This is a genomic window from Candidatus Binatia bacterium (genome assembly GCA_036493895.1).
Lineage (GTDB): Bacteria > Desulfobacterota > Binatia > UBA1149 > CAITLU01 > DATNBU01.
This window is the reverse complement of the sequence record DASXOZ010000006.1, coordinates 34,842-54,645: the sequence shown is the minus strand read 5'-3', so window position 1 is coordinate 54,645 and position 19,804 is coordinate 34,842. Positions and strand designations below refer to the sequence as shown.

Annotated in this window: 18 protein-coding genes; 13 read left to right on the top strand and 5 right to left on the bottom strand. The window is 67.2% G+C overall.

The genetic code is table 11. The features are described from left to right. Window positions 1-12: 12 nt before the first annotated feature. Window positions 13-1,257, top strand: a complete 1,245-nt coding sequence (locus VGK20_00415; protein ID HEY2772488.1) for a hypothetical protein — start codon at window positions 13-15, stop codon at window positions 1,255-1,257. 22 nt (window positions 1,258-1,279) lie between these two features. Here VGK20_00415 and VGK20_00410 read toward each other — a convergent pair whose 3' ends face one another. Next, entirely contained in the window at window positions 1,280-2,155 is an 876-nt protein-coding gene (locus VGK20_00410; GenBank protein ID HEY2772487.1) for an alpha/beta fold hydrolase, read from the bottom strand. A 269-nt stretch (window positions 2,156-2,424) separates the two neighbouring features. On the opposite strand from VGK20_00410, the gene VGK20_00405 reads away from it, so the two are divergent. Continuing rightward, window positions 2,425-3,345: a class I fructose-bisphosphate aldolase gene (locus tag VGK20_00405; GenBank protein ID HEY2772486.1), complete on the top strand. Its 921-nt coding sequence runs from the start codon at window positions 2,425-2,427 to the stop codon at window positions 3,343-3,345. An 18-nt stretch (window positions 3,346-3,363) separates the two neighbouring features. On the opposite strand, the gene VGK20_00400 is transcribed toward VGK20_00405, so the two are convergent. The 3 genes from VGK20_00400 to VGK20_00390 all read right to left on the bottom strand — a co-directional run bounded on the left by VGK20_00400 (window position 3,364) and on the right by VGK20_00390 (window position 6,562). Then, entirely contained in the window at window positions 3,364-4,374 is a 1,011-nt protein-coding gene (locus VGK20_00400; protein HEY2772485.1) for a ferrochelatase, read from the bottom strand. A gap of 7 nt (window positions 4,375-4,381) precedes the next feature. Next, a complete protein-coding gene (locus VGK20_00395) occupies window positions 4,382-5,713 on the bottom strand; it encodes a citrate synthase (protein ID HEY2772484.1) in 1,332 nt (443 codons plus the stop codon). Window positions 5,714-5,908: 195 nt separating this feature from the next. After that, complete coding sequence (locus VGK20_00390) at window positions 5,909-6,562, bottom strand: TetR/AcrR family transcriptional regulator (protein HEY2772483.1); 654 nt, start codon at window positions 6,560-6,562, stop codon at window positions 5,909-5,911. 342 nt (window positions 6,563-6,904) lie between these two features. Here VGK20_00390 and VGK20_00385 point away from each other — a divergent pair, with 342 nt between their 5' ends. The 11 genes from VGK20_00385 (at window position 6,905) to VGK20_00335 (ending at window position 18,753) form a co-directional block, all read left to right on the top strand. After that, entirely contained in the window at window positions 6,905-8,275 is a 1,371-nt protein-coding gene (locus tag VGK20_00385; protein ID HEY2772482.1) for a sialidase family protein, read from the top strand. Window positions 8,276-8,601: 326 nt separating this feature from the next. After that, on the top strand, window positions 8,602-9,621 hold the full coding sequence (gene fbp / locus VGK20_00380) for a class 1 fructose-bisphosphatase (protein HEY2772481.1): 1,020 nt from the start codon (window positions 8,602-8,604) through the stop codon (window positions 9,619-9,621). A 36-nt stretch (window positions 9,622-9,657) separates the two neighbouring features. After that, window positions 9,658-10,146 carry a hypothetical protein gene (locus VGK20_00375; protein ID HEY2772480.1) on the top strand — a complete coding sequence of 163 codons (489 nt, stop codon included), beginning with the start codon at window positions 9,658-9,660 and terminating at the stop codon, window positions 10,144-10,146. Window positions 10,147-10,176: 30 nt separating this feature from the next. Next, window positions 10,177-10,632 carry a tRNA (cytidine(34)-2'-O)-methyltransferase gene (locus VGK20_00370; GenBank protein HEY2772479.1) on the top strand — a complete coding sequence of 152 codons (456 nt, stop codon included), beginning with the start codon at window positions 10,177-10,179 and terminating at the stop codon, window positions 10,630-10,632. A 190-nt stretch (window positions 10,633-10,822) separates the two neighbouring features. Beyond that, entirely contained in the window at window positions 10,823-12,685 is a 1,863-nt protein-coding gene (locus tag VGK20_00365) for a hypothetical protein (GenBank protein ID HEY2772478.1), read from the top strand. A 159-nt stretch (window positions 12,686-12,844) separates the two neighbouring features. Then, the gene (locus VGK20_00360; GenBank protein HEY2772477.1) at window positions 12,845-14,128 is read left to right on the top strand and encodes a Glu/Leu/Phe/Val dehydrogenase; all 1,284 of its coding nucleotides are present in this window, start codon (window positions 12,845-12,847) and stop codon (window positions 14,126-14,128) included. A gap of 198 nt (window positions 14,129-14,326) precedes the next feature. Beyond that, a complete protein-coding gene (locus tag VGK20_00355; GenBank protein ID HEY2772476.1) occupies window positions 14,327-14,728 on the top strand; it encodes a hypothetical protein in 402 nt (133 codons plus the stop codon). 160 nt (window positions 14,729-14,888) lie between these two features. After that, window positions 14,889-15,341 (top strand): hypothetical protein, encoded by a 453-nt coding sequence (locus tag VGK20_00350; protein HEY2772475.1) that lies wholly within the window; start codon window positions 14,889-14,891, stop codon window positions 15,339-15,341. A gap of 11 nt (window positions 15,342-15,352) precedes the next feature. Then, window positions 15,353-16,486 (top strand): ferritin-like domain-containing protein, encoded by a 1,134-nt coding sequence (locus VGK20_00345; GenBank protein HEY2772474.1) that lies wholly within the window; start codon window positions 15,353-15,355, stop codon window positions 16,484-16,486. Between the two features lie 29 nt (window positions 16,487-16,515). Then, complete coding sequence (locus VGK20_00340; protein ID HEY2772473.1) at window positions 16,516-17,604, top strand: hypothetical protein; 1,089 nt, start codon at window positions 16,516-16,518, stop codon at window positions 17,602-17,604. 51 nt (window positions 17,605-17,655) lie between these two features. Beyond that, window positions 17,656-18,753: a glutathione S-transferase family protein gene (locus VGK20_00335; protein ID HEY2772472.1), complete on the top strand. Its 1,098-nt coding sequence runs from the start codon at window positions 17,656-17,658 to the stop codon at window positions 18,751-18,753. 101 nt (window positions 18,754-18,854) lie between these two features. On the opposite strand, the gene VGK20_00330 is transcribed toward VGK20_00335, so the two are convergent. Beyond that, window positions 18,855-19,751, bottom strand: coding sequence for a hypothetical protein (locus VGK20_00330; GenBank protein HEY2772471.1), 897 nt, complete (start codon window positions 19,749-19,751; stop codon window positions 18,855-18,857). Window positions 19,752-19,804 lie beyond the last annotated feature (53 nt).

The window sequence follows — 19,804 nt, the reverse complement described above, 5'->3', positions numbered from 1 at the left end:
AGGGTCTTTCGCATGAGCAGGACCCGAGGCCGCCTTCCGCTCGCCGCCGTCGCTGCGGCGCTGCTGTTTCCCGCAACGAGCGCCGTTGCCGTTACCCACTGCAAGGCCAAGACGCTCGACGACGGAACCATCGTCGTAAGTGCCCGCGACGTCGTCGGCACGCCGACGTGGGGAACGCGGTACGGCAACGAAGTCACGGCGTTCGACAACGAGGCTACCTGCATCGGCGCAGCTTCGGCGTCGGGCTGCACGCTCGCGGCCGTCGGCATGCCCGCGCGCACCGACGAGCCGGCAACGTGCGTCGTCTATGTCGCCGACGGCGGCAGCCAGGCGTGCAGCGCGTGGATCAAGCGCTGTTATCCTTCGTCCGACCCGATCCCGTGCCAGGTGCTGCCGACCGACGACATCTGGAACACCGACGTCTCGGCGCTGCCGCCGGACACCATGTCGGGCACCTGGGTTGCGAGCATCGGCAACACGGCGCCGCTTCACCCTGATTTCGGCAAGGGCCCTTACCACAACCAGAGCATCGGCATTCCCTACACGGTCGTCTCGAGCGCGCAGCCGCCGGTCGGCACCAGCTTCCTCTACTCGGACGAAAGCGACATGGGCAGCTATCCCATTCCGTTCAACGTTGCGGTCGAGGGCGGCGGCAGCCATCCGAGCAAAGGGCGCGGCGATGCGCACGTGCTGATCGTGCAGGAAGGAACCTGCAGCCTGTCGGAAGTCTACGCGGCCAAGCGTGGCAGCGACGGCTCCTGGCACGGAGGCAGCGGCGCGATTTTCGATCTCGGCTCCGACGCGCTGCGCACCGACACGTTCACTTCCGCCGATGCCGCCGGCCTGCCGATCCTGCCGGGCCTGGTGCGCTACGACGAGGTCGCCGCCGGCGAGATCAAGCACGCCATCCGCTTCACGGCCGAGGTGACGCAGAAGGCCCACGTCTGGCCGGCGCGCCACGACGCCAGCAGCAACACGGATCCGAACGTTCCGCCGATGGGCATCCGCGTGCGACTGAAAAACACGGTCGACATCTCCGGATTCTCTGCCGCCAACCAGGTGATCCTGACGGCGCTGAAGAAGTACGGGATGATGCTCGCCGACAACGGTGCCAACTGGTTCATCTCCGGGGCACCCGACCGGCGCTGGGACGACGACGACCTGCACCAGCTGACGACGCTGCACGGCAGCGACTTCGAAGTGGTCGACGTCCACTCGCTGATGACGGATCCGAACTCGGGCAAGGCCGGGCCGTAACGCAACGCGGAAAGCCCGGCGATCAGCTTCGAATCGGCAGGCCGAGCTTGCCGCGCAGCCAGTCGAGCGTTGCGCTGACGGCACGCGGATCGATCGAGTACTGCTTGCCGCCGCCGTTCTTGTCGACCGGCGACAGCAGCGTCACTTCGGCGCCCGGCACCGTCACGAGCGAAGTTTCCAGCTTCTTTTCGCTGAAGCGGTTGCGCGCGTCGGTGGGGAACTGGCCGTGCTGGTAGATCTCGTCGGGAGTCTTGTCGCTGACGACGATCAGCGTCGGCGCGTCGACGCGAACGATGTCGGTTTCGCCGACGATGCTCGCCAGCAGCACGACGCCGGCCGGCGGCCGCACCGCGGCGTAGCGCGGGTAGATGCCGACCACCGCATCGGTGCTCGCGCTGTGCCCGAGCAGGAAGACGTGCGCAGGATCGACTTTCGGATTGTCGACGGCGCGCGTGTAAGCCTCGAGCGCAGTCGAGCGCACGGTGCAGAACTGTCCGGAGCTGCTGCGGCCGGTGCCGGGCGAATCGTAGCGGAACACCGCGAAGCCGGCGTCCAGCAGCTTGCGCGCAAGCTGGGCGTAGATGCCGGTGGCGGGATCCCCGCCGTACCCCGGGGGCAACCCGTCACGATCGACCGCTTCGGACGCGGGAATCAGCACGACCAGGGGCGCCGGCGTGTGCGCGGGAAATTCCCATTGCGCGGAAACCGTCGCATCGACGCTCTTGAACGTGGTCTCGACTTTCTCGGGCCCCGGAGCGACCGAGGCCGGTGCGTCGGCGAGTGCGAGCGCGAGCGACGGCACCATCAGCAAGAAGGCGGCTGCGACCAGCGACGCGACGCGGACGCGCGCATCGGTCGACGGGTGCTGGACGGACGGGTTTTCGCAGCTGGTTCGCATCCGTTGGCGCGGCGCGGCGCGCACAGGAAGTCTCACTGCGGACGCGGCGTTGTCAAGCTGCCCGCCATCCTGCGAAGCTCGCCCGGCGCGTCAGGCGCTTGCTGCCAACTCGCTGCGGCGGCCGCGCCACTTCCGCTCTGGAGCTTGCGTCGCGGCGAGACTCCGCCGGACCGCGCTTGCTCCGCCCCGCCAGTGTGGCTAAGAGGCCGCGGTTGCTGCCGCGACCGATCGCGGCGCAGAAGTTTCAACCGGGAGAGGCAACACGAGCAATGGCGACCGCAAGAGTAAAGGAAATCCTCGGCTGGTACGCGGGAGAAAATCCGGGCGTGCTCGCCAACCTGGCGCGCATCATGAACACCGGAAAGCTCGCGGGCACGGGGCGCTTCGTGATCCTTCCGGTGGACCAGGGTTTCGAGCACGGGCCGGCGCGCAGCTTCGCTCCGAATCCGCCGGGCTACGATCCCCGCTATCATTTCCAGCTCGCGATCGACGCCGGCTGCAACGCCTACGCAGCACCGCTCGGGTTCATCGAAGGCGGCGCTGCCGAGTTTGCCGGCGACATCCCGCTGATCCTCAAGCTCAACAACCACGACTCGCTGGCACCCGACGGATCCGATCCGACGCCGTCGGTGACCGGGTCGGTGCAGGACGCGCTGCGCCTTGGCTGCTCGGCAATCGGTTACACGATCTATCCGGGCTCGGCACAGTTCCAGGGCATGTACGAAGTGCTCGCCGAGCTCAGTCGCGAGGCCAAGGCCAACGGCCTCGCCGTCGTCGTCTGGTCGTATCCGCGCGGCTCGGGCATCTCCAAGGAAGGAGAGACGGCGATCGACGTCACCGCGTACGCCGCGCAGATCGCCGCGCAGCTCGGCGCCAACATCCTCAAGGTAAAACCGCCGACGGCGCACATCGAGCAGGCCGAAGCGAAGAAGGTCTACGAGAAGGAAAAGATCCCCGTCGCGACTCTCGCCGAAAGAGTGCGCCACGTCGTCGACTCGTCGTTCGGCGGCAGGCGCATCGTGATCTTCTCGGGCGGCGCCAAGGGCAGCGACGAGAAAGTCTTCGAGGAGTGCAAGGGCATTCGCGACGGCGGCGGCTTCGGCTCCATCATCGGCCGCAACAGCTTCCAGAGACCGAAGGCAGATTCGCTCAAGTTCCTGGCCGAAGTGATGAAAATCTACCAGCCGTAGGCCTTTGCGGCGGCCCGGTCAGTGCGGCAGGCAACAGTCCTGCGCGCACGGAAACGGCCGCCGCGCCGACGAGCCGAGCACGGCAACGGCGTCGCCGCCTTGATGCGCCGCGACGAGGTCCCTCAGTCCCGCGATGAAGCGCGGATCCGCTCCGGCGCACGCTGCGCGTGACAGCGCGATGCCGCACTCGCGCGCGACTTCGGCCGCCGCCGTATCCAGGTCGTAGACGACTTCCATGTGATCGACGACGAAGCCGATCGGCACCAGCACCACGCGCGAGATGCCGCTTGCCGCAATCGTGCGCAGGTGATCGCAGACGTCCGGCTCCAGCCACGGCACTTGCGGCGGACCGCTGCGGCTCTGCCACGCAAGGTCCCACGCGAGCGACGGCGCGGCCGCAAGAGCGACCATGCGTGATGCTTCGCGCAGCTCGGCTTCGTAGTCGCAGCGCGCGGCCATCGCCGACGGGATCGAATGCGCAGTGAATACCAGTCGCGTCGCCGACGGCTCGAGTGCGGCGCTGCCGAGCGCGGCACGCGCATGCTCGACCATCGTCTCGAGGAAGAACGCGTGGTTCCAGAACGGGGGCAGCTTTTCGATCCGCGGAGCCGAAGCGCCGACGGCGGCGCGGGCCTTCTCGATGTCCTCGAGATACTGCCTGCACGACGAGTACGAGCTGAACGCGGACGTCGCGATCGCGACCGCGCGGCGCACCCCGTCGCGGGCCATCGCTGCGACGGTGTCGGCGAGCAGCGGGTGCCAGTTGCGGTTGCCCCAGTACAGCGGCAGGTGCGGGCCGCGCGCGGCCAGCTCGGCTTCGAGCGCCGAAAGGATGCGCCGGCATTCGTCGTTGATCGGGCTGCGGCCGCCGAAGCCGAGATAGTGCTGCGCGACGACTTCGAGGCGTGCGCGCGGGATATTTCGCCCGCGCGCGACGTTCTCGAGGAACGGCATCACGTCTTGCGGGCGCTCCGGGCCGCCGAACGACAGCAGCAGTACCGCGTCGACCGGTGGCAGCGACTCGGTCACGCCGGCTTCAGAGCCGCCCGCGCGACAACTTGCGCTCGAGGCTCTGCGGCACCGGCCGCTCGGCGATCGGCGTGTAGCCCCGGAGCTTCTCGCCGACGTAGATCTGCCGTGGCCGCACGATCTTCTGCTCGTTGTCGCGCACGTTCTCGGCCCACTGCGCGAGCCAGCCCGGCGTGCGGCCGATCGCGAACAGCACGGGGAACATCGACGTCGGGAAGCCCATCGCCTGGTAGATGATGCCCGAATAGAAATCGACGTTCGGATACAGCTTGCGCGTGTGGAAGTAGTCGTCCTGCAGCGCGATGCGCTCGAGCTCGAGCGCGATGTCGATCAGCGGGTTGCGCCCGGTGACCTCGAATACCTCGTACGCGATCCTCTTGATGACTTTCGCGCGCGGGTCGTAGTTCTTGTAAATGCGGTGGCCGAAGCCCATCAGGCGGCGCTCGCCGGCCTTGACGCTCTTGATGAAGGCCGGAATGTTGTCGACCGACCCGATCTCCTCGAGCATGCTGACCGCCTCTTCGTTGGCCCCGCCGTGCAGCGGTCCGTAAAGGGCCGCTGCAGCTGCCGCGGTCGCGCAATACGGATCGACGCGGGAGCTGCCGACGGCGCGCATCGCGTTGGCCGAGCAGTTCTGCTCGTGGTCGGCGTGCAGGATGAACAGGACGTCGAGCGCCTTTTCGAGCACCCTGTTGGCGCGGTAGCGCGGCTCGGTCATCTTGAAGAGCATCGACAACAGGTTGCCGGCGTAGCTCAGCTCGTTGTCGGGCTGCACGTACGGCAGGCCCATCGAATAACGGTACGCGTAGGCGGCGATCGTCGGCATCTTGCCGATCAGGCGGCGCACCTGCAGGCGCCGCGACTCGATGTCGTCGACTTCCTTTGCGTCGGGATAGAACGTCGACAGCGCGGCGACCGTTCCTACCAGGATGCCCATCGGATGGGCGTCGTAGCGGAAGCCCTCCACGAAGCTCTTGCAGTTCTCGTGGAGCATCGTGTGCATCTTGATGTTGTAGGTCCACGCATCGAAGTGCTCCTGGTTGGGAAGGTCGCCCTTGACGATGAGGTAGGCAGTCTCGAGGAACGAGCTCTTCTCGGCGAGCTCGTCGATCGGGTAGCCGCGGTAGCGCAGGATGCCCTGATCGCCGTCGATGAACGTGATCGCGCTGCGGCAGCTTGCGGTGTTGGTGAGCGCCGGATCGTAAGTCATCAGGCCGAAATCGTCGGCTCCGGCCTTGATCTGGCGCAGGTCGAGGGCGCGGATGGTGCCCTCTTCGATCGGCAGCTCGTAGGTCTTGCCGGTACGGTTGTCGGTGATCGTCAGGCTGTCGTTCGCCATTTCGGCTGCTCCCTCTGGTCCTCGTTGCTGGTCCCTCTTGCTCGTCGCGTTTGGCGCGACCTTAGCAGGGCAGGGCAACCGTTCAATCGCCGCGGAGCGCGCGAATGGCTGGAAAATGCTGGGAAAAGTGCGCGGCAGCGCTCGCGACGACGACGAACGGGCAGCGCGAAGACGGCGACGGCGCTGTGCGCCGTCTCAGCTTGTGGCGCTCGGCACCAGAAGGCCGGCCGTCAGAACCTCGACCAGGGTGTCGGCATACTCCGTCACGTGCTCGGACGAAGCCGGATCGATTCCCCACAGCAGCCCGATCAGCGGCGCTCCGTCGAAGAAGTGAGGAAGAGCACCAAGGAAAACGAAGATCAGCGATTCGAGAGAGAGGTTCTTGACGATGCCGGCGTCGCGCGCGGCGCGGAACGTCTCCTCGACACGGCGGATCAGCGGCCTCAGGTGCTTGTCGGTCATCCATTCCAGGCGCGGCCCCGGCACTGCCGACTCGGCGATGATCAGGCGACTGACTTCCGGGTGCTTGGCGCTGAAGTGGACGAAGCGGCCGGCGACCCGGCGCAGCCGCTCGCGCGGATCGAGCTCCGCGCCGTCGGTGGCGACTCCGTCGAGGAGTTGCGCCATCTGGCTGAAGCCGAGCTCGACGGCGGCCCGCCACAGCGCTTCCTTGGATCCGAAATGGTAGTGGATCAGCGGCTGCGTCACACCGATGCGGCGCGCAACCGAGGCGGTCGTGGCTCCCTCGTAACCGTGCTTGGCGAACTCGACCAGCGAGGCGTCGAGGATCCGTTCCCGCGAGATCTTCGAAGTGCGCCCGCGGCGGCGGGCTGGGGTTTCGCCTGTCATTGCGTCCATTCCCGAACCGAGGTTCGGGCCCTCCTTTGCCGCTGCGCCTGCATGAATGGGCGGCGCAGACTGGCGCGCTTGGTTCCGGCGGCTCCCCTCCGGCCGAGCCGGTGATCCTCCGGATGAGGCAAGATTAATTACAAAGGACGCCATAAGGCAAATGCCCTTTTGGGGGGCGCAAGCAAAGGCATTGCCTCAGGAAGCTTATTGGTTGCCCCGCATTGATGGGCTAGTGTCGCTCGGATGGTGCCGTCCGCCCTACTGGCTTTCGTTCCCCTGCGTAGATTTTCGCCCCCATATGAGCAAAAGCGCTTCCGCTTTGGGCTCCTGGCCCTTCTGTGCGTGCTCGTCCCCGCTGCAGTCTGCCTCGCCCAGGTTCCGAGCTTCGAGCCGCCGCGGGTCCTCGACCTCGCGGCCAAGGACGATACCCACAACGATGAGCTTCCCCGCATCGCCTCCGGCGTCGGCGCCGTCTGGGTCATCGTCTGGCAGGTCGACGGGGCCGTCGACATGGGCCTCGGCCACGACACCGACATCGTCTATTCGCGCAGCTCGGACGACGGCGCCCACTGGAGTGCGCCGCGTCCGGTGAGCGAGACCTTCGTGACCGATTCCGCCGAGGATCGGCAACCGGCGCTGGCAACCGACGGCAAGGGAACCTGGGTCGTCGTCTGGTCGTCCACCGAGGACCTGGCCGGCACTTCGCGGCGCGACCGGGACATCCATTATTCGGTGTCCACCGACAACGCGCTCACGTGGAGCCCCCCTCGCAATCTCAACAGCAACGCCGCGACCGACTGGGGCGATGACGAGGCCGCCGACATCGCGACCGACGGCAAAGGACGCTGGGTTGTCGTCTGGCAGTCGAGCGACACTCTCGGCAACACGAAGGGCGGCGATCGCGACATCCTGTTCGCGGTCTCCAACGATCCTTTGAAATCGTGGACCGCGCCCGCCGTCGTCGACGCTGCGGCCAGGAACGACACGGCTTTCGATACGCACCCGCGCATCGTGACCGACAGCAACGGCACATGGCTGGTCGGCTGGTCGTCGGGTGGTCCTTCGCGCGATACCGGCAGGATCCAGCGCGGAGTGCTGGTTGCGCGCTCGAGCGACGACGCCGCGACATGGAACACTCCGCAGGTGCTCTCCGGCACGGACGAGGACGACCGGCCCGATTTCGGGCCTCGACTCGGAACCGATCGCCGCGGCAACTGGATCTGCGCGTGGGCGTCTTCCGACAGCCTCGGCGAGACGATCGGCCGCGACCGCGACATTCTTTACGTGCGCTCGAGCGACGGCGGCCGCACGTGGACGAAACGTGCCCCGCTCAACAGCCAGGCCGCCGTGGACACCGGCGACGACGAGACGCCGGAGATCGCGGTGGACGGATCGGGCAACTGGGTCACGACGTGGGTGTCGTGGGACAAGCGCGGAGGGCGCGGAGCCGACGCGGATCTGCTCGTCGAGATGTCGCGCGATGCCGGCGCGACCTGGACCCCCGCCGTTCCTCTCAATACGAACGCCGACACCGACCGCGGCGAGGATATCGCCCCGTCGATCGCGACCGACCGCAGCGGACTGTGGATCACCGCATGGTCGTCGACCGAAACCTTCGGCGAAGTCATCGGGCACAACCGCGACATCCTGATCGCCAGCGGCCGCTTCGGGCGCGAGATCGCCGGGCCGCCTTCGAACAACTCGAAGCACTAGCAGGTTGCGGAAAAACTCCGGACCGAGGTCCGTGCGTCGATTGCGCGCGACACCAAGGCGCGAAAACGCCGCTGTAGCTGCGGACTACAGCAAGTTTTCGCAACGCCGGTGTCGCGTGTAAGCGGCGTGCGGGCCGACGGGAGGGGTTTTTCCGCAGCCTGCTAGCCGGTTTTCCGCAACCTGCCGGCAGGCTCCGGGTCCACGGCGCAGCCCACGCCATTTGTGCGCGGGCTGCACGCGAGCGCTTGTGGACGGTTGGCCGGTCCGCTTTAGTGCGGCGCCGCGGGCGCAGGGCAGGGGTGCGAGGGCGGCTCCAGGACGGGACCATGGAACAGATCGGCGAATCGCTGCGAGGCCATCTTCTGGGCGTCGGCGGCAATGCTCCAACCGAGCATGGCGTGGCGGCGGTGCTGCTGGAGCTGGCGACGGCCGCGGTCGCCATCGTGCACGAGGTCAATCGTGCCGGGCTCGTCGGCATCCTCGGGCGCACCGATGCGCGAAACGTGCACGGCGAGGCCGTCCAGAAGCTCGACGTCTACGCCAACGACCTGCTGGTGGAGGGGCTGCGCAAATCGGGCGTGGTCTGCGGCATGGCTTCCGAGGAAGCCGAGGACATCATCGCGCCGTCGTCTGCCGGAGAAGAAGCCGAACACCTCGTCTTCTTCGACCCGCTCGACGGATCCTCCAACATCGACGTCAACGTGAGCATCGGGACGATCTTCGCGATCTACCGGCGCCGCACGAAAAGCGGGCCCGCCACCCTCGAGGACTTCCTGCAGCCGGGGCGCGAGCAGGTCGCGGCAGGTTATTTTCTCTACGGCACCAGCACGATGCTCGTCTTCGCGGCCGGTAACGGTGTGAATGGTTTCACACTGGAGCCCTCCACCGGCGAGTTCCGGCTTTCGCATCCGGAGATCCGCACGCCCGAGCGCGGCAAGATCTACAGCTGCAACGAAGGCAACTGGTCGAGCTGGGACGAGCCGACCAGGCAGTACGTGCAGTCCCTGCGCGATCCCGGCGGCGGCGCGGGCCGTCCCTACACGTCCCGCTACGTCGGCTCCTTCGTCGCCGATTTCCACCGCAACCTGCTGAAGGGCGGCGTGTTCCTGTACCCGGCCAACGCGCCGCGTCCCGGCGAGGCGCCGCGCGGCAAGCTGCGCCTCATGTACGAGTGCAACCCGATGGCGTTCCTGCAGACGCGGGCGGGAGGCAACGCCGTTGCGATCGATGACGACGTGCTCGAGATCGTGCCGACCGGCATCCATCACCGGGTGGCGCTCGTGATCGGCAGCCGCGTGGACGTCGACGAGTATCTCGGCTACAGGCGCAGGTACGCCGCCACCTGATCCCACCCGATCCTGGCGGCCGCAGCGCAGGAAGCCATGCCGCAAGCAGGATTCTGGCCGGTCGGCGGCTACACCATCTCGTTCCACAGGGACGGCGCCTGGTACGCCGACGACGAGCGCATCCGCAACACGCGAATCCAGCTTCTTTTCTCGCAGAGCATCCGCAGGGACGACCGCGAAAACGCCGAGAGCCTTGCGCGCTACACGGGCTGGCTGCTCGACGTCGGGGTCGATCGCCAGAGCGTCATCGTCGAGGATACGCCGCTGGTGGTTTCCGGCATCGACGGGGATCCGGACTCCGGCTTCGTGATCCGCACCAACGACGGCATCAGCGAGCCGCTCGACTGCTCGACGCTCGAGATCGGCAGCGACGACGTGCTCTACTGCACGGTGGATCGTCGCGAGCGCGGCCGCCTGCGCGCCCGCTTCCTCAGGCCTGCCTATTACCGTATCGCCAGGTTCATCGAGCTCGACGGCGCCGCGCCACGCATTCGCTCGCGCGCTGCGACGTTCCGGATCCGCTGACCCCGCGCGCGTCGCCGCCCGAAGAACTCCATGCGAATCGTCCTGCTCGAGCCCGAGATCCCGCAGAATACCGGCTCGATCGCGCGTCTTGGCGCGGCGACCGGAACTGCGCTCGACCTCGTCGCTCCCCTCGGGTTTTCACTCGAAGACCGTTACCTGAAGCGAGCCGGCCTCGACTACTGGCCGTGGGTCGATCTTACGGTGCACGAGAGCTGGCAGCGCTACCTCGCCACGCCTCGCCCAGGGCGCCTGGTCGGCTTTTCGGCCCGCGCGAGCCAGCCGTACACACGCTGCGCGTTTCGCGACGACGACCGGTTGCTGTTCGGCAAGGAGACCAGCGGCCTCGGCAGCGACGTCGTCTCGATGCTCGGCAGCGACGTCTTCACGATCCCGATGACCAATCCGAACGTGCGAAGTCTCAACCTGTCGAATGCGGTATCGATCGTGGTCTACGAGGCCAGGCGCCAGCTCGGCCTTCTCGAGTAATTTCCGGCAATCCTCGCGCAGGCCCGCAGGCGGCCGGCAGTCCGATCGGGAGCGCCCCGACCCGGCAGGGTGCATATCCGCGGGCAGCAGGACGGGCGCGAGGCGACCCGGCGGCCTGATCCTTCTATACTGACCAGCCATGTCTCCGGCGGAGCGCTCCCCACAGCCGCTTCCGGCACCGCGCGCCGCTGTGCCGCTGCGCCTCGTTGCCGCTGCTGCAGCCGTGCTGGCGGCGTTTGCCCCGCGGCCCGCGCTGGCAGGGGACGACACCTGGCCGGCCGCTACCCGCTTCGGCACGCCGCTGTCGCACACGTCGACCCGCTGCGGAGATCCGCGCGGAGTCAGTCTCTACGCGTTTCCCGAGCATCCGATCGAAGGAGGGCCGGTGCGCTTCGTCGGCGTCTCGGAATATCCCCGCGACGCGACGCTGATCATCGAGGGCCCCGACGGCGAGCGCGTCGCACAAAGCTCGGAGCGAAAAGGCGGGCCGCCGTACTCGTGGTATCTCGAAGTGCCGCTGGCGCGACCGGGCAGCTACCACGCGCGCCTTGCCGTCTCGGGAGACGCCCAGGCGTGCGCGTCCGCGGACGTCGACGCGGAAGGCCCGCCGCTCAGGCCCCGCTCGTCCCAATCGCTGTGGCCCGTCGAGAGGGCCTGGGACCGCGACACCGAAAACCTCTACTCGGCGTGGGTCGAGCGCCTGTTCGATGCATCGCCGGACGATCTGCCGAGCTGGAAGTCGCTGCACGCCGTCACGCGCGATCCTTCGCGCAACTTCCTGCAGGATTCGCTCGGGCTCGGCGAAGATTCCGAAGGCGGCATCACGCTGCAACCCGACTGTGCCGATCTTCCGTACTTCCTGCGCGCGTACTTCTCGTGGAAGCTGCGCCTGCCGTTCATCTATTCGAAGTGCTACTCGCAGGCCCAGGGCAAGACGCCGCCGGTATGCGGAGAGTCGCGCTCGAACCTGGATGCGGCGCCTGCCGGCAAGGAGACGCTGTCGGTGGTGCAGCGCTTCTTCTCGCGCAACCTCGCCGATGCCGCGCAGTCGGCGAGCGGCCGCACCGCCGCGATGGACGATCACACCGACGTCTATCCGATCCGCATCGGCGCCGATACGCTCAGGCCGGGCGTCGTCTACATCGACCCGTACGGACACGTCCTCGTCGTCGTCAAACGCTTCGAACAGACGCGGACGGCCAGCGGAATCCTGCTCGCCGTCGATGCCCAGCCCGACAACACGGTTGCCGTCAAGCGCTACTGGCGTGGCAATTTCCTGTTCGTCGTGGCCGACGACGGCAGCGCACCGGGTTTCAAGCGGTTCCGCCCCGTGGTCTCCGAAGGCAACTCGCTGAGGACTCTCGACAACTCCGAGATTCTTTCGCATCCCGCCTACGGCGACTTCTCGCTGGACCAGTACGCCGGCGACGCCGACGCGTTCTATGATCTCGTCGACGGCGCGCTGTCGCCGATGCGCCGCCCGGCGCGGCAGGTGTTGCTCGAACTGGTGGACTCGCTCGAGCAGCAGGTCAACCAGCGCGTCGAGTCGGTGCAGTCGGGCGAGGACTACATGCGAAAGGGGACGACGGTGCCGATGCCGTCGGGCGCGACGATCTTCCAGACCGTCGGCCCGTGGGAAGACTACGCCACTCCGTCGCGCGACCTGCGCATGCTGATCGCGATCGACGTCGTCCAAGGCTTTCCCGACGCGGTGATGCGCCGTCCCCAGCAGTTTCTCCTCGACCGCGGACGCAGCGCCGCATCGATCCACCGTGAGCTCGAGGACATGCTCGCCGACGAGCTCGAGCGGCGCTCGTTCACGTACACGCGAAGCGACGGGACGCCGTGGAGGATGAAGCTGTCCGAGCTGGCGTCGCGCACCGACGCGCTGGAGATGGCCTACAATCCGAACGACTGCGTCGAGACGCGGTGGGGTGCTCCGGGCGAGAGCGTCGAGTCGATGCCGTGCCACCGCCACGCCTCTGCCGAGCAGCTGCGCCTGATGCGCGAGGCGCGCGACTGGTTCCACACGAGGACGCGGCCGGCGACCTGATCGAGGAGTCCGGGGCTGGCGATCAGCCACGCGATTTGCCGAATCCACGCGGCGCTGGCACCAGTCGTTGCAGGTCCGATGGAGCCGCTGCCGAAGAATCCTGTCGCCAGCCCCGTCGTTCCGGCCGCCGAGATCGCCAGCAGCTCGGCCCCGGGCGCGATGCAGCCGCCGCTGTCGTTCATCCAGCCGTCGCCGCACAGCCCGTGGGGCACCTATCTCGCGCAGGTCGATCGCGTGGTGCCGCATCTCGGCGAGCTCGCGCGATGGGCCGAGACGCTGCGCCACCCCAAGCGCGCCCTCATCGTCGACATCCCGATCGAGATGGACGACGGCATCGTGCGCCACTTCGAAGGCTACCGTGTCCAGCACAACCTGTCGCGCGGGCCGGGCAAGGGCGGGGTGCGCTTTCATCCGGAAGTCACTCTCGAAGAAGTCATGGCGCTGGCCGCGTGGATGACGATCAAGAACGCGGCCGTGAATCTGCCGTACGGCGGTGCCAAGGGCGGAATTCGCGTCGATCCGCGCACGCTGTCGATCAAGGAGCTCGAGAAGCTCACGCGCCGCTACACGAGCGAGATCGGTGTCATCATCGGCCCCCAGCAGGACATCCCGGCCCCCGACGTCAACACCAACGCGCAGGTGATGGCGTGGATCATGGACACCTATTCGATGAACTCGCACTCGACGATCACCGGCGTCGTCACCGGCAAGCCGATCGATCTCGGCGGTTCGCTCGGGCGCAACAAGGCCACCGGCCGCGGCGTCTTCGTCACGGGCCGCGAGGCCGCTCGCCGCATCGGGCTCGACCTCGACGGCGCGCGCGTGGCGGTACAGGGTTTCGGCAACGTCGGTTCCGCCGCCGCCGAGATGATGGCGGGTGCCGGCGCCAGGATCGTCGCCGTGCAGGACCAGTCGTGCACGATCGCGAACGAGCGCGGTCTCGACGTCGCCAGGCTGATCGAGTCGGTGCGCCGCACCGGATCGGTGCGCGACGTCGGCGAGACCGGTGGCGCGGACCTGATCGCCGACGAGGATTTCTGGTCGTGGCCCTGCGACATCCTGGTGCCCGCGGCGCTGGAGGGACAGGTGAACGTGGCGCGAGCCTCGCGCATCCACGCGCGCCTCGTGCTCGAAGGTGCCAACGGACCGATGCATCCGGACGCCGAGGAGCTGCTGCACGAGCGCGGCGTGCTCGTGGTGCCCGACGTCATCTGCAACGCCGGCGGCGTCATCGTCAGCTACTTCGAATGGGTGCAGGACTTCTCGAGCTTCTTCTGGAGCGAGGATGAGGTGAACCTGCGTCTGGATCGCATCCTGCTCGACGCGCTGCGCAAGATCTGGGAGACCGGCGACCGCCTGAACGTCGATCTGCGCACCGCCGCATTCTCCGTCGCCTGCGAGCGCGTGCTGACGGCACGCAAGCTGCGAGGGCTCTATCCCTGAGCGGACCGCCGGCGCGACGCTCCGGATGGGATGTTGTTCCTGCTGTCCGCTCCATTCGCTCGTCCTCGAAAACAGCAAGGGTATAACAAGACGACGCCCGATGGTGTACGTGCGGTGCGAACGACTCCGTGGCGTCGCGCTTCGCCAGGAAGGATGCGGCTGAGGTCGGGCATCGGGGTGAGGATCAAGACGCCGGCGATGGAGACCAGACGAACGACGATTGCGCTTCTCGAAGCGATGGCGAGTTTTGTCGCCGTCTGCATCGGAATCGGCGTTTATTTCGATCTCGTCAACGGCCGATTCTCGGGGGCAGGCTTCCTTGCCGAGATCCTGTGGATCGCGGGTCGGCTGGGTCCTCTGCTCGTCGGAGGCGTCGCTGCGCTCAAGGCCGGCGACCGGCTGCGCGGCGCGGAGCTGACCGTGGCGCCGCGGCCTGTCCGCATCATGGTCGTCGCGCTCGCGTTCGCTTCGGGAGCGCTGGCGACGGCTGTCGCGATCCACGTCGTCCTCTCCCACGCGCCCGACAGCGTCGCGGCTCAGTACTCGCGCATCACGTCGTCGCTGGAGGCCGCAAGCGGAGGAACGAAGCGGTCCCGCTGAGAGGCCTTGGCGCGGCGCGTTATGCCCGCCCTGACACTGGGACGCAGCTGTCGCCACGAATCCATTGCAACGTAAAGTGGCGATTCCTACTATCCACGACGACCGGATCGCATTGCGGACCCGGCGACGGTGCGCCTTCCCCGCGGCGCCAGGAGGCAGCATGGGTCTTGCGTTTCCATCGGCCGAGTTCTTCGCGGCCCTGCGCGACGGTGTGAACCACAACACCGAGACGTTCCGCCGTCTCGGCTACTTCGACTGCACGTTCGGCGTGCGCGTGCTCGACGCGGCCGGCGGTGCGAAGAGCTACCTGCTCGGCTTCGACGTTTTCGAATGCGTCGAGGCCCGCGAATCGGCCGACCTTTCGAAGGAGACTGCCGATTTCGTGCTCGAGGCCGACGCGGCGGTCTGGCGCGAGATGTTCGCGAACATCAAGGCGAACGGCGGCGCCGATGCGGCGCACGGCATCAACACGTTGACGCATTTCGGCGAGTCGATGCGCTGCCTCTACGACGATCCCGACGGCCACGACAAGCTGTTCCGCTTCGCCGAGAGCATCCAGGAGTTCTTCAACCTCGCCGCCCGCGTCGACGTCGACCTGGCCGCGGCTGCCTGACGGGGCGCGCCATGACCTACCTTGCGAACACCGATTTTCTCGACGACAAGGATTTCGTCGACCGCTACCGCTACACGATGCGCACCGGCAACCTCGACCTGTCGTGGATGAACGCGGCGACCGAGCACGTCGAGGTGCAGGCGGCCAACAAGCGGCGCGGCCTGACGTTCCGCGACCTCGACGTCGGCAGCTACGGCTACACGAACCTGCCCGCGATCACGCGCGGACCGAGCTCGCTGGCGCCGCGCGGCGCCGAGGAAACACCGGGCCTTCCCGACATGAATGCCGGCACGGTGCGCAAGGCCGACGTCTGGGCCTACAACATCGAGGGCTACTACGAAGAGGCGATGAGCCGCCAGTGGAACGCCACGACCGACATCCCGTGGAAGCAGCTCTGCGAGCACCAGCTCCCCGAGGACATCGGCAAGGCGTACTCGCAGCTGCTGACGTTCCTGACGGAAGTCGAGATGATCGCCACCGACGTGCCGTCCAAATGGCTGTCGCAGATCAGCTCGGATTACTTCGAGGTCAAGAGCTTCATCGCGACGCAGTGCATGGACGAGGCGCGCCACGCCGAGATTTTCCGCAAGCGTGCGCTCACGACCGGCTACGGCCTGATGAAGGCGAGCCCCCAGAACGAGCGCAACCTCAAGTTCCTTCGCGAAGCCGACAGCTTTGCCGAGGCATCGACGACGCTGCACCTGCAGGCCGAAGGGTTCGTGCTGACGATGTTCCGCTTCAGCGAGTTCCTGTCGCCGACCGACGGCGACAAGAAGCTGTTCCGCCTCGTGATGCAGGACGAGGCTCGCCACGTCGGCTACGGCATGCAGCACCTGAAGTGGCACCTGGAGAACGCGCCCGAGTCGCGCGAGATCATCCATCGCCACCTGGCCGAGGCCGAGAATTTCGTGTTCGGCGGCATCTTCGCGCCAGAAGTGCTCGAGTCGTTCGTGATCCTGGCCGGCAAGGGCTCGAAGAAAGAGAACATCCGCGCCGGCCTCGAGGTGGTCAACCGTTTCTCGATCCAGCAGGTCGAGGAGTACTTCGAGCGTCTCGACAAGTGCGGCATGCCCGAACGCCGCGAGCGCAGCACGCTGTGGCAGGTGGTCGAAATGGCCAAAGCCGGCATCGCGCTGAACCACTGAGATCGCACGAGACGGCAGGAGACGGGAAGATGTCGTACTACGCCGAGCGCTATTTCTTCGAGGACCAGGACACGATCGACGCGAACAACCGCCTGGTCGAGGGCAACCTCATCATGGACTGGTTCCACGTCGACGCCGAAAAGGTGCACGTGGTCCCCGCGAGTTTCGAACGCGGGCTCACCTACGGCGACTGCAACGTCGGCGGTTACGGCTGGGACGCGATCCCGGAGAAACTGCGCAACAACTATTCGATGGCGGCGCGCGGCTGCGTGCTGGTGCCCGGGCTGCCGGACCTCGGCTACACGCTGAACCGCAAGTCGGAGGTGTGGTCGGACAACTGCGCCGAGCTGTACGAGGAGTCCAAGTCGCGGCGCTGGGCGCCGGCCGTGGACATCGACTGGGAAGCGGTGCGCGCCCATCCGCTGTCGCCGCCCTGCACGATGGCGATGCGCCAGCTCTGCACCGCGCTGCAGGAGATCGCGCTGGCGATCCTCGAGTTTCCCGGCCGCTGGGTATTCTGGACCAACCAGGAGTTCCTCGAGCTGAAGAGCCTCGAATGCGCGCAGATGATCGACCAGGCGCGCCACGTCGAAGTGCTGCGCAAGCGGGCAATGACCATCGGCGGGCTCGGCCGTGCCAGCGCCGCCATCGAGCAGGCGCTGAAGGAGATGATCACCGCCGAGAGCTTCACCTCCGCCAGCATCGTCGTGAACCTGATGCTGAACAGCGCCGTCCTCGGGATCTTCCGCACGGCGTCGCGCGCCAGCGACGTCGACGCGAAGATATTCCGCCTGTGCATGCAGGACACGGCGCGGCAGGTCGCGTACGCGACCGGCCAGCTTCGCTATTTCCTCACGCACGATCCGGGCAAGGCCGTGCTGCTGCACGAGCACCTGGACGAGACCGAGCACACGCTGGCCGGCATCCTCGGCGCTCCCGAGCTGTTCGAGCCGCTGATCGTTCTCGCCGGCGGCGGGACGACGGCGGAACAGGTCACGCGGGGCCGCAGCGTCGTCTCGGCAATGCACCGGGGCGTGGTTGCCGAGTATCTCGAGCGCCTGGCTGCCTGCGGGCTCGATCGCCGGGACCGAAGCCGTCTGCCCGCCTTCGTCGGCTGATCGGCAGCCCGAAGATTGGGGGCGAGCCCCCGTTTCGAGTATAGGTCGGCCATGGCGGCAAGATCCTGGAGCTTCTACGCGGCGCCGATGTCGTACTTCTCGGCGAAAATCCGCCCCGCACTGCAGTACAAGAAGATCGAGTTCAGCGAGGTCTGGCCCACCCGCGACGTGCAAAGGCGCCTCATCGACAAGACCGGCGTGCGCTACATTCCGGTGATCGAGACCGACACCGGCGAATGGCTGCAGGACAGCCCGCGCATGCTCGAGCGCATCGAAGACCTGAGGCCGTCCCTTCCGATTTTTCCGGAGGACGCGTCCGTGCGCATCGTCGCGGAAGTCTTTCAGGATTTCTGCGACGAGGTACTCGTGCCGCAGGCGCTGCATTGGCGATGGAGCTTTGCCGAGCAGCGCCAGTGGGTCGAGGACGACTGGGAGTCGGTTTTCGGCTCGATCGCGAACAAGCTGGCCGCCAAGATGCACGGCGCGCTGACGTTCTACGGCATCACCGAACGATCGCGCGGCGGCGCCGAGCGCTGGTTCCACGGTTTCCTCGACCTTTTGCAGGCGCATTTTGCCGAAAGCCGCTACGTGCTCGGCGACGTCGTCACGGTCGCCGACTATGCGCTGTTCGGGCCGATGTTCGCGCACTTCGCGCGCGATCCGGTGCCGGCGCGCATCGTGCGAAGCCGCGCACCGCTGGTGATGGCGTGGCTTCACGAAGTCAGCGCGGCCGGTCCTCCGTCCCCGTGGGCGCACCCGCCGGCCGTGCGCGAAACCCTGCTTCCGGTGCTGGCCGCGCTCGGCGGCGCCGCCGTTTCCCAGTTCCTCGCGATCGGTCCCTTCGTCGCCGACGCGCTTTCGAACATGCCGGCCGGCGAGGAATCTCCGAGAGTGCTCGGCCTCTTCGAACAGGACGTGTTCGGCACGCCGGAGCAGCGCATCGCTTCGACGTATCCGCTGTGGCGCCAGCAGCGCACGGCGCATCGCTACGCGGCGCTGTCGCCTGGAGACAGGGCCGTCGCCGACGAGATGCTCGGGCCGATCGGCGTGCTGCCTTATCTTCAGACGAATTTTGCCGCGCCGCTCGTCATGGACGGTTTCCGCCTGCGGATCGGAGACGGACAGGCGACGGCCAGCGCGGCGGGCTGATCGTCGCGCAGGAGCCTGGGGAGGCGCTTGGGGTCAGGCATCGGCGCACCTCACGCGTGCGCCGGCGCCCCGATCGTGCGGGCTGATTCCCCGGCCGGGCTTCAGTACCAGTGCAGCCCGTCGGTCGAGTTCTGGATCTTGCCGTTGCTGCCGACGGCAACGAACAGCCCATCGCCGAAGGCGATTCCCGCCAGGTCGCCTCCGGTCCCCGCATCGCCCTCGAAGAACGAATCGCCGTCGTCGGAGGTCACGAGCGCGCCGTTGCGACCGACGGCAACGAAGCGGCCGGCGCCGTACGTGATCGCCTCGAGGTCCTGGAGAGTCGGCGACGCCTTCTCGCTCCAGTCGATCGCGTCGGGCGACGTCAGGATCACACCGTTGGTTCCCACCGCGACGAAGAGACCGGACCCGAACGCGAGCGCGCGCAGGTTTTCGATGGTACCGGAGTTGCGCGGGATCCAGACCTGGCCGTCGACGGACGTCAGAACCGTCCCGTCGGAGCCGACGACGACGAACTGTCCCTGCGCGTAGACCATCGAGTCCAGGTGCTCGCCCGGCGCCGTGTCGATGCGGAACCACGCTCCGGCATTGGTCGAGCGGAAGACCGTGCCGTCGTCGCCGGCCAGCACGTAGATGCCGTTGCCGAAGGCGGACGCGTACATGTCGCGGTCGGTCGGAAGGTACTGCGCGAACCAGTCGGCGCTGTTGTGCGACGTGATGACGAAGCCGTTGTCTCCGGCTGCAACCCACAGTCCTCCGCCGAAATTCACGGTGCGCAGGAAGCCGGTGCCGTCGTGGCCCTGGTTATAGAAGGTGTGGCCATCCGCCGAGTTCCAGATCGAAAAATCTTCGCCGGCCGCAACGAAGGTGTGATCGCCGAAGGCGACCGCCTGGAAGCTGACGTTGTCGTCCCAGCTGGCCGACCCTCCGCAGCTTGCCAGCGCGGCAGCCGCCGCGAGCGCCGCGCCGACCCCGATACGTTGCAGGACTGTTTTCATGCTCGAGCCCTCCCCCGACGTGTGGACGCTACGCCGGGCCCGGGGCCAGTCAA